Raw genomic sequence first — 13,277 nt, forward strand, 5'->3', positions numbered from 1 at the left:
AACTTTTTTACACAGTCTTTTGTTGGTAGTTTGTTACTTATATGGCATTATTTGACCTGTTACACTTTATTACAAAGGGTTGAATTGCAGATGGATGGCACATGTAATAAGAGGGATTTATGCTTCGTAAGTTGAGCGTATTATTTCCTTCTAGTAAGCGAGTCCTATTTTCCTTCGCCTTGATATCAGTAGTGTGTTCCCTATTGCTTTTCGCATTAGGTTTATATTTTTTTCTATTGAAAGATATCACTACTCGAACGGATCAAGCCAAAGTCTCATTAGCTTCGCAAATGGATGCGATTTTGGTTGAACTCAAAAGTATCGGCAATAACCCCCGCCTTTCTTGTAACAAAGAAGACATCAGGGGATTGCGCAGTGCGACGTTTTATTCTCCCATTTTTAAAGAGTTTGGCTTGTTCAATTCAGACTACCACGTCTTTTGTACCAATTTAGGCCCCAGAAACTTTAAGCTTTTTTCCAGCATTGTTGAGCGTATTGAAGCCAGTCCTTCTCGCAGAACCGTAGCGCTTGTTAAATCACATACCTTAGGCGACAGAGCGTTCCTTGTTTTTTATAAAGGCGAAAAAGGCATAGGAGTGAGTGGATTAGCACCACCGAAGCGTTTGGGGAGCTATGTTGATCGATGGTTGACATCGGGTTATGCCTATCAGCTAACTCTGGGTAAACAGATGGTTGTATCCAATGGGGCTGACATTGAAGGTTTAATATTAGATAAACAAGTTCGAACGCTTGATGATTGGTCTATGAGTTTGGCCGTGTATTTACCAGAACGCTATTATTGGCAAATGTATCAGTCAATGTGGCCTTGCATCATTTTGTTCGCGGTTTTTTTATTTGTTTTATTAAGCGCCATTCATTGGAGTTTTTTATATTATCGCCGCTCTTTGCCACAATGTATAAAAAGAGCCATTCGTAATAATGCCATGGAAGTTTATTTCCAGCCCATTGTGTCATTGAACGAAAATTCTACCCATGAATTAGAAGCATTAATTCGCTGGCATTCCCCTTATCATGGTCAGGTTTCACCGTTATCCATTGTTGAGGTGTCTGAGCGTTTAGGATTGATTGATGACTTAACTTGGTTGGTGATTCGGAAAGTCGGTGCGTTCTATCGTCAAAATGCGGACTTACTTAAAGACATTCGAATATCGGTTAATGTGGATCGACACAGTTTAATTCATGAAGATTTTGCTCCAACGCTGGCTAAGGTTATGGATGAATGGCCTGAATTAAAAGGCCGGTTAGGGTTAGAGGTGACGGAAACGACCGCTCTGAATTCCATTGAACTACCTATAATGGTGAGCCGTTTCGAACACATTAAAGCTTTGGATATTCGTTTGTCGGTGGATGATTTTGGTACTGGTTATGCTGGTTTGGATTTTTTACGACGTTTCCCATATGACACATTAAAATTAGATCAAGTTTTTATTGCCAGTTTAAAAGACGATCAGTTCACCCGTCAGGTTTTAACCTCGGTCACCAAGTTGGCTAAAGAGCTCAATATGGAAGTGGTTGCTGAAGGTGTAGAAAGGAAAGACCAGTTGGAAGCGGTGAGAGAGTTAGGGGTTGAAAGAGTGCAAGGTTATTATTTCTGTCGACCTTTACCGATTGATCAAATTATAGAGTGGTTGGTGGCTGAACAAGCGAGAAAAAGCCGTTTATAGCATTGTATTCCGCGTGGCCTTCTCTTACTCTTTGCTCCCTTTTATTTTCAAAGAGCGATTCGCATGGCGACTTTGGTGTTTCGATTAAAATATGTTCCTGAGGAAGAAGCCGATGATATCCGTCAACTTCTCACGGAACATGATATTGATTTTTATGAAACCAGTGCGGGTCGTTGGCAAATCTCTATGGCCGGTCTTTGGGTAAGAGATAAGCAGCAGGCCGAACAAGCACGAGCTCTGATCCGCGAAGATCAGCTTGAACGCAGTCGTCATATGACAACCCCTAGTGTTGGTGAGTATCTATTAGGGTATTTGCAGCATGCACGTCAAAATCCAGCAGAAGCCCTGTTTACGCTTTTAGCCATAGGCTTGATTTTAAGCGTATCGATTCTACCTTTCATCTTGTCGTCGTAATCTTTAGCTTTAAGTGTTTGTTAATGTGCTTTTAGCAACATTGGCACGCTGTGACTGAGCGCTGATGAGTTGAACCTTGATGGCGCAAAGAATGACGATGAACATGCCAAACAAGCTCAATACATCCGCATGAGAGCTTTCAATGAGTGTTGTCCACCATCCGAAAAACATCACCAGTTCCGTTAGGATAAAGGCCATAACCGGAGTTAGCGCCACGGATGCGCTGACTTGCACGGTTTGCCAATAACGCATGGCTTGAGCAAACGCGCCATAAGCGATCAAGGTATTAAGACAGCAAAAAGCCGCAATCCAAAATTCGTCATTCGATAAACCAGTGAGATCACTTAGTCTAGCAAATGGCAGCATGACGATGCTGGCATAGGCATAAATGGCCAATAAAATATTGCTTGGCGATAAGTATCTAAAGAGCGATTTTTGCAATAAGGCGTAGCACGACCAAGCAGAGGCTGAGATCTGAATAATAAAAAATCCTAACCACATATTGGCGTGATCCGCTTGTCCAAGAATCGGGTGAAAGAAGATCAGCATGCCTAATCCTATTCCTGCAAAGCAAAGCCATTGTTGCCAGTTTACCTTCTCTTGTAGAAAAAACAGTCCGCCTAAGGCCAGGAATAAAGGCGCACTTTGAAAGCTCAACTGAGCAGAGCCTGGCAACATATAAGATAAGCTCCAGGCAAAGCAGGTGTAGTTGATGATCAAAAAGCTCCCAGCCGCAAACAGCCGTAACCATTGTTGGCGAGAGAGGCGGCGAAATTCCTGCAACTGACCACGCTGCCATTGCCAAGCTCCCAGCAAAAGACCGGCGACGCAGAATCTTAGCCAAGTTAAGGTAATCGGATCAGAGAAATCACCAGAGAGCTTTAACGCAATGGGTAACATCCCCCAAAACAATACCGTGATGGCACTGAAGAAGAGTCCGTATAAAAAAGTCTGTTTGGCGTTCAGCATGACCGTCTCTCATGAAAGGGAACAATATAGGCAAAGAATGCCGTGTCTTAATCATGTTATCCAATGCATAATGTTTCTAATCATTATGCAATAAATGGGTTTTGGTTATGATATCGAATGCATTGCAGCAACTTGATTTAAAAGCCTTAACAGGTTTAATTTTATTGCTTGAAGAACGACATGTTAGCCGTGCGGCACAGCGCATGTCTTTAAGTCAATCCGCCATGAGTCGTTTGCTGATGCGCTTGCGTCATGCATTTGATGATCCGTTATTCATTCGAACATCGAGCGGAATGGCGCCCACCGCTAAAGCCTTAGAGCTCGAAGGTCCGATTAAACTCATGCTTGAGCAGATGGCCAGCATGCAGGTCTCACCGGATTTCGACCCTAATACCAGTCGACGTGTGTTCCGCTTGTTCACCACTCACTACCAAGCGCAGGCTTATGTACCGTCGATCGCGGAACGGTTTTATCGAGAGGCGCCGATGGCGTCCTTAGAAACCACCACCATTACCGAAACCAGTTTATTGAGGCAGACCGAACAGTCTGGTGATTTGTATTTATGCAGTGATTACATAGAGGTGCCGAATCATTTTAAACGGACTTTATTTGGTCGTGAAAAATTTCGCTGCATTATGTCTCAGTCACACCCTCTTGCGAATCAACCCAAGCTGACATTAGACGATTACATGCGTTATCAGCATGTGTTGGTGAACATGGGCGGTTCAATGCGAGTCGTGAGTGACTCTCTATTGGGTGAAAGAGCAAAAGAGCGACGATTCGCATTCCGAACGCCTTATTTTATGGCCGCGTTGGAAACGGTTTCGAGAACCCAGTTGCTGCTTAGTACCAGTGGTTTATTGCCCTCTCGATTTCAACAGGTATTTGGCTTAGTGATGAAAGATCTTCCGTTCGAGTTTCCTGATGTGCATTACTATTTGTGTTGGCCTAGAACCTCGTCGGGTGACCCCGCTGCTGAATGGTTTCGACAAATGGCGCGAGAGGTGGTGCAATCTTTGGTGCCTTATCCTGATCACCTTGGTTAAGGTGCTTCTTGCCAGCTTAGGAATTCGGTTATACTTATCTTTTAGCAACCAACAACGGCGACTCTGTGGCTCATAAAAGCAAGCATACCAATGGTAAACGTAGTAACAAACTAGAGTTGCATTCTCGCAATCCTCATCGTGCACGTTATGATTTTGCCTTGCTGGCGGATTCTTGTCCTGAGTTATCCCATTACATTCAGCTCAATAAATATGGCAATGAATCGATTGATTTTGCGAACCCTGATGCGGTGAAAACGCTCAATCGTGCTTTGTTAAATCATTTTTATGGGGTAGCGTTTTGGGACATTCCAACAGGCTTTTTATGTCCACCAATCCCAGGTCGTGCTGATTACATCCATTATTTGGCTGACCTTTTGGCGGCCAGTCATGAGGGCGTTATTCCGCGTGGTAAAAATGTCAAAGTGTTGGACGTTGGCGTTGGGGCAAATTGTGTGTATCCGATAGTGGGACATCAGGAATATGGCTGGCAATTTGTGGGCTCCGATGTGAATCCCATTGCGATAGCCACTTGCTCGACCATTATAAAGTCCAATCCCTGTTTGAAAAATGCAGTGAGTGTACGACAACAAGCGTCGGAGAAAGCGATTTTCAAAGACATTTGGCAGGCTGATGAACGTTTTGACCTGACCTTATGTAATCCGCCATTCCATACCAGCGAATCGGCCATGTTAGAAGAGTCCCAGCGTAAGTGGCGTGGTGTAAAAGGGACGTCAAATATGGCTCGAAAAAATGCCCCTCAAAAAACATCACTTAACTTTGGAGGAACGGCTCCTGAGCTGTGGTGTGACGGTGGCGAAGCGGGTTTTATTATACGTATGGTTAAGGAAAGTATCGCCTATCGCGATCAATGCTTTTGGTTTACCTCGTTAGTGGCTCGACAAAGCAATTTAGACACCATCCAAAAAGCCCTAAAAGACGTTGGAGCAAGGCAAGTAAAAGTGGTTGAGATGGCGCAAGGTCAAAAAATCAGTCGGTTTGTCGCCTGGAGTTTCCTGGCAGACGATCAAATCGACTATTGGCGCGACCATTATTGGCAGCAGTAGTTGCTAACCATGATGTCGCTGTGTCATCTTTGTGTGTTTGGTTATAACGCCGTGGCGATTTCAGCGGCCAGACGGGCGTTGTTAAACACTAATTGAATATTGCTGGCGAGACTATTACCGCCAGTCAGCTCAGCAACACGTGCTAGTAAGAAAGGCGTAGATTCTTTACCACCCACTCCTTGTTCTTCCATTTCTGCCAGGGCTTGATTGATGGCAGAATCAATCGCCTTTTTGTCCATTGCAAACTCTTCTGGGATCGGGTTGGCAATCACAGTCCCGCCATGTAATTGCATGTGCCATTTGGCGCTAATAAATTGTGCAATGTCCTTGGCGCTAGCCATGTTGTAATCCACGGTCTGATCACTCTCGCGTGTATAGAAAGCCGGTAAGGCATCCGTCTTATAGCCTAACACTGGGACACCTTGAGTCTCTAAGTACTCGCGAGTTAAGGCCAAATCCAAAATCGACTTCGCTCCCGCACAAACCACCGCGACATTGGTTTTGGCCAACTCTTGAAGGTCTGCTGATATGTCAAATGTCTGTTGTGCGCCACGGTGAACGCCACCAATGCCACCTGTTGCGAACACTCTAATGCCCGCCATAGAGGCGATGATCATAGTGGCGGCAACGGTAGTGGCACCGTGTTGTTTTTGTGCGACCACAAAGGGTAGATCCCGACGTGAGCATTTGGTCACAGACAGACCGGCTTTTGCCAATGTGTCGATTTCGTCATTGCTTAGACCAGCTTTTAAACGACCGTCGATAATCGCGATGGTGGCGGGAATGGCGCCATTGTCACGAATGATTTGCTCGACTTTTTTGGCGGTTTCCGCATTTTGAGGCCAAGGCATACCATGGGAAATAATGGTGCTTTCTAGTGCCACAACGGGCTTACCGGAAGCTATGGCTTCAGCGACTTCTGGGTGAATATCAAGAAATTGGTTCATAGTGTTTGCATCCATTGAGTGACATTTTGAACACTGAGTTCAGGGTGATTAGCATGAGGGCTCTCTAAGGTCATGGCTGCACAAGCCAGTGCAAAAGAGAGTCGTTGTGGTGTTTGTTCGAATTGTTCGCAAGCGCTCAAATAGCCCGAAAGTAGAGCATCGCCTGCACCTGTGTCGCTAGTCGGCGTCGTTGGGTGGCAGGTTTGATAATGATGTCCCGATGCATCGGCAAGTAGTAAGCCTTGGCTTCCAAGACTCAGTAGAACGGTGTTGACCCCATGTTTTTGTAGGGCTTGCACGAGCTGTTTGGGGTCTTTTTCTTGACTGTTGAGTATGGCTCTGGCTTCATCTTGATTGACCTTTAGGACATCTAGATGGGCGAGAATAGGTAATAGTTTTGGCGCTTTAGCAGCGGATACCGCATCGGCAATGAAGGTGGCATTAATGGCTTGTTGAGCTAACCAGGTTATGCACTCTTGCGATAAATTTGCGTCTACAATAATGCCTCGCGCACCTTGTAGTAAGGCTGTTTTAGCCGCTAAGCGATGGGGTTCTAATGTGTCAATAATGCGCATATCGGCAATGGCAGCTTGCAACTGACCGACTTCATTACTGATTGCCAGATAAGTCCCCGTTGGTAAGGTGTCATGGCGAATCACGTGATGAGTATCTACTCCGCTGGTTCGAGTCTGCTCGATTAGCCAGTCGCCGCGTTGGTCTAAACCAATAGGGGCAATCAGATGTACTTTTTCACCTAAGCGAGCTAAGTTTTCCGCAATGTTACGGCCAACGCCACCGGGACTTTGGTTGATTTGACCTGGGTTGGAGTCTTGGGGTAGCCATTGGGCAAGGCTATTACCATTAATGTCGACGTTGGCTCCACCAATCACAACATAGGCATCTTGTTCCGCTAGAAGATAACCTTTACCTAAGATATAGCCTTGTCTTGTTAGCTGCATAATGTGGCTGGCGACTGACTCACGAGTCATATTGAGTCGATCAGCGAGGGCTTTTTGCGAAGCTAACGGATCTTGTTTAATTGCTTCATAAACGCGCAAGGTTTGTTCTTTCATAATTCATCTTTAACAAAAGTTGAAACAAATAACTTATGTTAGAGTTTTTCTTATGACAAGCCTTTTTGTCCAATGTGGCATAAATATTCGATAAGCCCTATTATTCAATATTCAAGAAATGTGGCGAGCAAGATCAACATGAGGATGTAAGGTGTTCAGCAGCTTTCAGGCGCGACTGATTTTATTTGTTTTGGCTTTATTGGCCTTTGCCCAGTTGGGAACAGCACTGGCTGTTTTGTCGTCTTTAAAAGAGGATAACTATCGACAGGGGGTGCAATCGATTGATGTGTCTCGCAATGTCTTTGATTTGTTATTAGAAGCCAGGGCTGAGCAGCTCACCAAAGGGGTAGAAATTTTGACCTCGGATTTTGGCTTCAAACAAGCGGTTGCGACCAAAGAAACCGGCACCATTCGTTCTGTCTTACAAAATCACGGCGCGCGGATTAACGCGGATGTGTCTCTTTTAGTCTCCCCGTCGGGTGACGTTATTACCATGACTCAAGAGCTGAATGCCAGCGATGCCGTGGCGGATTTAGTCTTTGCTGCAAGACGTTCCGGTGGCTCGTCCATTAGTACCATGATTGCGCTTGGCGATCTGGCTTACCAATTGGTACTGGTGCCTGTGAGGTCGCCTAATATCGTAGCTTGGGTCGGCATGGCGTTTTTATTGGATCAGTCTCTGGCGGAAGAGATTAAAGGGGTGACGGGACTCGACATCAGCTTTGTTTATAAAAACCAAGATGAGCAGATTCACTTTGGTGGCACCACCTTGCCATCAGCAGAAGGGGGACAACTGTTAAGTGAAATCGAAAAAATCGAAGATATTTTGCAAGAGCCGGCGTTTTCGAACGATGAAAAGTACCTGTCTTTGGCGGTCGATCTAGGGGTGAAAAACCAGTGGGGGATGATTCATTTACCTTATGGGCCCTGGAAAGAAAGTTATAACTTCACGCGCAACCAATTGTTGGGCATTTTTGCGGGTGCCTTGGCCTTAGCTTTGCTTCTGGGTGTGGCATTGGCGCGTAATATGACGCGCCCTATTGGCCATTTGGTTGAATTCGCGACCAGCATAGGGAAAAGCGTACAACGAGCTGAGTTGACTGTGCCAAACATGACGGGTGAGTTTGGGGTTTTGTCTAACACCATGAAAACCATGCAGCACTCTATTTTAATGCGTGAAGAAGAGCTGACTTTTCGCGCCTCTCACGACATGCTAACTGGGTTGAATAATCAAAGTGCTGTCGAACTGTATCTGCAAGATGCGTTGCCAGCGAAGGAAGGCGGACTTTTATTGTTGAACATTCGTCGCTTTCGCGACATCAATAATATGCTGGGGTTTGATCTAGGTAATATTTTGCTCGGTAAGGTGGCGAATCGACTGCAAGAGTGGGCTTGCCAAGCAGACATGATTGCACGTTTAGGAGACGATAAGTTTCTATTGATTTTTCAGCGTAACATTACGGCTCAGGATTGCACTGATTTGAAAGAAGTCATGAATGACGAACTTGAAATTGAGCCAGGTTCAGAAATTCGCATTGACGTTAGTATTGGTGTTTTACCTCTGGAACACGCGACAGAAAGCGTGAATGCGGTGTTAAGACGTCTTGATATTGTGGCTGAAAAAGCCAAGGAAGAAAGTGATGGTTGTGCTTTCTATCACGTTGGCGAAGACGAGAATCACCGTCGTCAGTTAACCATTATTCGTGATCTTCCTGCCGCGTTAGAAGCGAATCAATTGTTTGTAGTGTATCAGCCTAAAGTTGGTGTGGCGCAAGACGATTGCCATGAAGCGGAAGCCTTAATTCGTTGGATTCATCCAGAGTTGGGCTTTATTCCTCCCGACGAATTTATTGCGCTGTTAGAACACGCCGGCAGTATTCAAGTTTTGACGAAATGGGTGCTTAATACCGTATTGATGCAATTGAGTCAGTGGTGGCAACAAGGTCATCAGATTCGGGTGGCTGTGAACTTATCTGCTCATGACCTCATTAATGAAGAGTTACCTTTAATCGTGTCGTTGGCGCTTGAGGCGAATCAATTGCCGGTACAAGCCCTAGCCTTAGAGGTGACGGAAAGCGCTGTAATGTCAGACAGAAATAAGGTCATTAGCGTGCTTGAATCATTACAAAACATGGGCATTCATTTGGCCATTGATGACTTTGGGACAGGACAATCATCGCTTGCTTATCTTCGGGATTTACCTGTCAACGAAGTGAAGATAGATCGAGCCTTCATCCAATATATCGATACGAAGCAAGAAGATGCCTCGATCACTAAAGCCAGTATCGATCTATCTCATAGTTTGGGCTTTCAGGTCACGGCAGAGGGTGCCGAAAATGCCCAGAGTGTGGCACTTTTGAGGGAGTTTCACTGTGATAAAATACAGGGTTACTTCTTTTCAAAGCCTCTTGGTAGCGAGGCATTTTTTGCTTGGCGTGAAGCGTTTAATAGGGTATCTGAATCTTACTCGTCGTAATTTGTGAGGTGAAATTCAATATGTTGCTTTTGATACGGATGGCGGCACTGCTGATATTGATTGTGTTAGTCACCCTATTTGGGATTGTCTTTTGCTTATTGACCTTAAAATCAAAAAACCGTGTCTATTACCTTGGTCGAGTGTTTGCACAGGTTGGGCCTTTATTTGGCTTGTCGGTTGAAGGTCGTGTGTCCGAGGCCGCGAAACAAGTACCTCAAGCTGTGTATGTCGCCAATCATCAAAATAATTTTGATTTGTTTACGTTGGCGACAGTCGTGCCAAAAGGCATGGTGACGGTCGGCAAAACCAGCTTGCGTTGGATCCCCTTCTTTGGCCTGCTGTACTGGGTAAGTGGCAACATTCTAATCAATCGTAACGATCGAAAAAAAGCCATCGCCACCATAGATCAGGTAGTGAATGGGATGAAGCGTACCGGCTTATCTATTTGGATGTTTCCAGAAGGAACGCGCAGTCGAGGACGCGGTTGGTTACCCTTTAAGCGAGGCGCATTTCACGCGGCGGTGCAAGCCGGAGTGCCAGTGATTCCGGTGGTGTGCAGCAGTACTCACAATCAGGTTAAGCTTAACCGATTGCATAATGGCAAGGTCATTGTTGAAATGCTGGAGCCGATCGATACCACGGGCTTACATGAGACCGATGTAATAAACATTATGACGGATTGCGAACGGCACATGCATGCGACTCAACGACGGCTTGATGATGAGCTAGCTAAGACCAGATGAGTCATCGTTCAACTTTGACTGTAATGCTTGTGTCAAAGTGTCCTCCACCTCTGTTTTAAGGGGATGGTCGGCTTGATACCAGTTAGGATGTTGCTTAGCTTGTCGCCAATAGAATGGCAATTTTCGTAGGGCCGCGTTGTCCGAAGCATGATTTTTGCTGAGTTGAAAAGGCTGCTGTGATGCATGTCCTCGCTGATGTAAATGACGAATGGCATCCAGCCCTCGCAAACTCAATAGAGTTAAGGTGCTGTTTTCTAAACACAAAAAATATTGTTTGGTGAGTTTGCTTTTAATCGTGTCTTTGTAATGTTTTCCGGTTTGCCAGCCAGCACCTAATAGAGCGCCGACACTGGTGGCGGTGCCGAGAGTCAGTCCTGCCGATATCATATCAATGCCGGCGCCAATAGCCGCCCCGGTTAGGGCGCTGGTTCCTGTTTCTATGCCCCATTCTTTCAATACCTCTTTATCAAACATATCTTGTTGCCAGCGATCGTACTGGATATGAAATTGACTCTGTACTAGGTCGTCAGGGCGAAAATCATAAAGTTTTAATAGCTGTTGAATGTATTGGTTCTCGAGTGCTTTGATGTGCTCTTCAAACTGGTTTGTTTGCTCATTAGACGCTGGATATTGATCGCAGAGGCTGCGGAAGCTGGCAGCATTGGTTAACCATTCAGCGAGTAAGCTGATCGCAGCGCTAAGTCTCAGTTGAGCGGCTTCTTCTCGCGCGAGAATCAATGCTTTCAAAGCATCGTATTGGTCCGGCATCAGGCTTTGGAGGCTTTGATAAAGGCGCTTTTCATCTTCAAAATAGAAGGCCACAGAATCGTATTTTACGACGGCATGCAGGTGCCGTTCGGTGAGAATCTGTCGCCAAGCCTGATGGTGCGAGCTTGGGCTTGCACTGAAGTTTAGGATGGGAATAATGGGTTTGTTAGCACTGGCTAAGAGCGAGAGTTCGTCTAAGTATTTTCCCAATGGAGCCTGACGTAAGTCGATGACATAGAGAATAATGTCGGTCAAGGTCAGTTGCTTTAGTATCTTAGCTTCTTGTTCGAACTCATTATCAGCCAGTGGGCTGTGACAAAAGGCCATTAACCAATCTCGTCCAGACAGCTCGTTAAACGGTGGCTGATGGCGGCATTCCCAAAGCCCAATCGAATCTTCAAAGCCAGGGGTGTCGATTAGAGTGAGGATGTTTTGCCCTGCCATCTCAATGTCGACACTTTCAACATGACGAGTGGTTCCGGCTTGATCATTGACCTCACCAAAATCGTGACGGCGCAATAAAGTACGAATCAGTGAGGTTTTTCCGGTGTTGGCATGACCCACTACTAATAATGACATGGTCATCACTTAATCCTCTATCATCCATTGTGGTGTTGACAGCTTTAGGTCGCTAGCGAGACGGATCCAGTCTTTTGAAAATTGGTCTGACGAATTTTTTTGCATCACCATTTTTAGATTTGGGTGTGTTTGGGCCAGACTCTGAAAGAAACGGTGGCTGCCACGATCAGGGCTTTGAGCGGTATTCACTAGAACATAAAGCAGCTGACTAGTGGGTATAGCGATAAAGGCTTGTTGCTGCGTTCGATCATTTAAAACATCCACATGACTGGCTTGGGCTAAAGGTTCTGGCGGTAATGCGCTCCATTCAAATAATCCCCAGTGCCCTGTAAGAGCGGATGAACAGATGGTGGTGCAGTCATTTGTCACGCTGGGATGTGATGTTGGCGTTTGAGTGTCTTCATCCAGAAGCTGATTGAGGTGTGTTTCCTGAACAGAATATCGTGCTTTGATGATATTTTCTTGTGAACTCAAGGGACGCTTTAGCCTTGTTAGATGATAGTTCATTAGACTCAAGGCCAATAAAGCAAATCTAGGCAGAATACCGTAAACAAACAAACTGGCCAGTAGGAAATTTGCCCAATGTTGTCGAGTAAGATCACTTTGTACAGCCTGATCAAGGCGACTGATTAAAATGTCTGTATGAGAGGGAAGCGAAACGCCGAGCCAATATAAAGGTCCGCTGAGACATTGCGTAAGGCGTAAGAAACTGTCTGGCGTTAGTAGGGTTGTTTCCCAAACAAAACTGACTTGATTGGTTAGCAGTAAGAGTAATGTCATCAACCAGCCCGCCAGTAGGTAACATCCCCATGCGCCATGGGAAAGACTGCTCGCCAACCATGCTTGGCTGTGCTTTGGGCATTGCCAGTGCCAGAAAGCATTACCAATGTTGGGTGAGATGCGAAAAACCCGACAGATTTTAGTATTTATGAAAGACAGGGCATTTAGCCAGATAAAAGAGGGATGACGGGGTCGTTTAAGAGACGCCAGTACGAGGCTGAGTCCCCACACAATAAGATTGATGAAATGAAATCCTAGCAAACTGATGAGTAACCAGAAAATATTGATCTGTTGGCTGGCATGAGTCAGAAAACTGCTCGGCACTATCATAGCCCCGAGAATAAACGCCAAGATGAATAACATCAGCACGCCACGATTAAAACCATGCTTGAGTTTGATGAATTGGGATAATGGTGTGTGATCAGCGTCACCTACTTCAAGGTGTGCTAGAGCCTGATGTAGATTGTTAGCATGACTTGGTAAAGTAAACGTGGAATGGCTTTCTAAATAGGCCGCTAATACTAATTTGTCATCTTGTGATGGAAACGTCATAACCAATGGAGTCTCATATGCCTTACAGAAAGTCGCTTTGCCTTGAGCAAAAACGTTATTTATCTTGTACGCGAAGTCAGCAGGAAAGGCAAAATTAGTTGATTGATTGGCATTTACCAAAAAAAATAACTATCATTCTTATGACATACTTCATGTTTTTTCGCCGAAAATATCCACTTCT

Annotated in this window: 11 protein-coding genes; 6 read left to right on the plus strand and 5 right to left on the minus strand. The window is 45.3% G+C overall.

What is annotated here, in order from left to right; translation table 11 throughout:
* Positions 1–236 precede the first annotated feature (236 nt).
* Positions 237–1,685, plus strand: a complete 1,449-nt coding sequence (locus tag MAR181_RS01240; RefSeq protein WP_245546193.1) for an EAL domain-containing protein — start codon at positions 237–239, stop codon at positions 1,683–1,685.
* Positions 1,686–1,748: 63 nt separating this feature from the next.
* Positions 1,749–2,099, plus strand: a complete 351-nt coding sequence (locus tag MAR181_RS01245) for a DUF6164 family protein (RefSeq protein WP_013794794.1) — start codon at positions 1,749–1,751, stop codon at positions 2,097–2,099.
* Between the two features lie 9 nt (positions 2,100–2,108).
* Here MAR181_RS01245 and MAR181_RS01250 read toward each other — a convergent pair whose 3' ends face one another.
* Complete coding sequence (locus MAR181_RS01250; RefSeq protein ID WP_013794795.1) at positions 2,109–3,068, minus strand: DMT family transporter; 960 nt, start codon at positions 3,066–3,068, stop codon at positions 2,109–2,111.
* Between the two features lie 107 nt (positions 3,069–3,175).
* Between MAR181_RS01250 and MAR181_RS01255 the strand changes: the two genes are divergently transcribed.
* Both MAR181_RS01255 and rlmF read left to right on the plus strand, forming a co-directional pair.
* Positions 3,176–4,114, plus strand: a complete 939-nt coding sequence (locus MAR181_RS01255) for a LysR family transcriptional regulator (protein ID WP_013794796.1) — start codon at positions 3,176–3,178, stop codon at positions 4,112–4,114.
* A 65-nt stretch (positions 4,115–4,179) separates the two neighbouring features.
* On the plus strand, positions 4,180–5,178 hold the full coding sequence (rlmF, locus tag MAR181_RS01260; protein ID WP_013794797.1) for a 23S rRNA (adenine(1618)-N(6))-methyltransferase RlmF: 999 nt from the start codon (positions 4,180–4,182) through the stop codon (positions 5,176–5,178).
* 41 nt (positions 5,179–5,219) lie between these two features.
* Here the strand turns inward: rlmF and MAR181_RS01265 are convergent, their stop codons facing one another.
* The gene (locus MAR181_RS01265; RefSeq protein WP_013794798.1) at positions 5,220–6,125 is read right to left on the minus strand and encodes a pseudouridine-5'-phosphate glycosidase; all 906 of its coding nucleotides are present in this window, start codon (positions 6,123–6,125) and stop codon (positions 5,220–5,222) included.
* Positions 6,122–7,198 (minus strand): carbohydrate kinase, encoded by a 1,077-nt coding sequence (locus MAR181_RS01270; RefSeq protein WP_013794799.1) that lies wholly within the window; start codon positions 7,196–7,198, stop codon positions 6,122–6,124. Before MAR181_RS01270 ends, MAR181_RS01265 begins: the two co-directional genes overlap by 4 nt.
* A 151-nt stretch (positions 7,199–7,349) precedes the next feature.
* Between MAR181_RS01270 and MAR181_RS01275 the strand changes: the two genes are divergently transcribed.
* Positions 7,350–9,674 (plus strand): putative bifunctional diguanylate cyclase/phosphodiesterase, encoded by a 2,325-nt coding sequence (locus tag MAR181_RS01275; RefSeq protein ID WP_013794800.1) that lies wholly within the window; start codon positions 7,350–7,352, stop codon positions 9,672–9,674.
* A gap of 20 nt (positions 9,675–9,694) precedes the next feature.
* Positions 9,695–10,417, plus strand: a complete 723-nt coding sequence (locus tag MAR181_RS01280; protein ID WP_013794801.1) for a 1-acylglycerol-3-phosphate O-acyltransferase — start codon at positions 9,695–9,697, stop codon at positions 10,415–10,417.
* Here the strand turns inward: MAR181_RS01280 and MAR181_RS01285 are convergent.
* Positions 10,400–11,764: a DUF3482 domain-containing protein gene (locus MAR181_RS01285; protein ID WP_245546194.1), complete on the minus strand. Its 1,365-nt coding sequence runs from the start codon at positions 11,762–11,764 to the stop codon at positions 10,400–10,402. The genes MAR181_RS01280 and MAR181_RS01285 overlap by 18 nt on opposite strands.
* Before the next feature lie 9 nt (positions 11,765–11,773).
* A complete protein-coding gene (locus MAR181_RS01290; RefSeq protein WP_013794803.1) occupies positions 11,774–13,096 on the minus strand; it encodes a DUF2868 domain-containing protein in 1,323 nt (440 codons plus the stop codon).
* Positions 13,097–13,277 lie beyond the last annotated feature (181 nt).

Origin of the sequence: Marinomonas posidonica IVIA-Po-181 (assembly GCF_000214215.1) — a bacterium.
In the GTDB taxonomy this organism is placed as follows: domain Bacteria; phylum Pseudomonadota; class Gammaproteobacteria; order Pseudomonadales; family Marinomonadaceae; genus Marinomonas; species Marinomonas posidonica.

Coding starts and splice junctions, on each gene's coding strand:
- MAR181_RS01290 (WP_013794803.1), bottom strand. CDS start 13,096: ATGACGTTTCCATCACAAGATGACAAATTAGTATTAGCGGCCTATTTA.
- MAR181_RS01270 (WP_013794799.1), bottom strand. CDS start 7,198: ATGAAAGAACAAACCTTGCGCGTTTATGAAGCAATTAAACAAGATCCG.
- MAR181_RS01250 (WP_013794795.1), bottom strand. CDS start 3,068: ATGCTGAACGCCAAACAGACTTTTTTATACGGACTCTTCTTCAGTGCC.
- MAR181_RS01245 (WP_013794794.1), top strand. CDS start 1,749: ATGGCGACTTTGGTGTTTCGATTAAAATATGTTCCTGAGGAAGAAGCC.
- MAR181_RS01255 (WP_013794796.1), top strand. CDS start 3,176: ATGATATCGAATGCATTGCAGCAACTTGATTTAAAAGCCTTAACAGGT.
- MAR181_RS01265 (WP_013794798.1), bottom strand. CDS start 6,125: ATGAACCAATTTCTTGATATTCACCCAGAAGTCGCTGAAGCCATAGCT.
- MAR181_RS01285 (WP_245546194.1), bottom strand. CDS start 11,764: ATGTCATTATTAGTAGTGGGTCATGCCAACACCGGAAAAACCTCACTG.
- MAR181_RS01280 (WP_013794801.1), top strand. CDS start 9,695: ATGTTGCTTTTGATACGGATGGCGGCACTGCTGATATTGATTGTGTTA.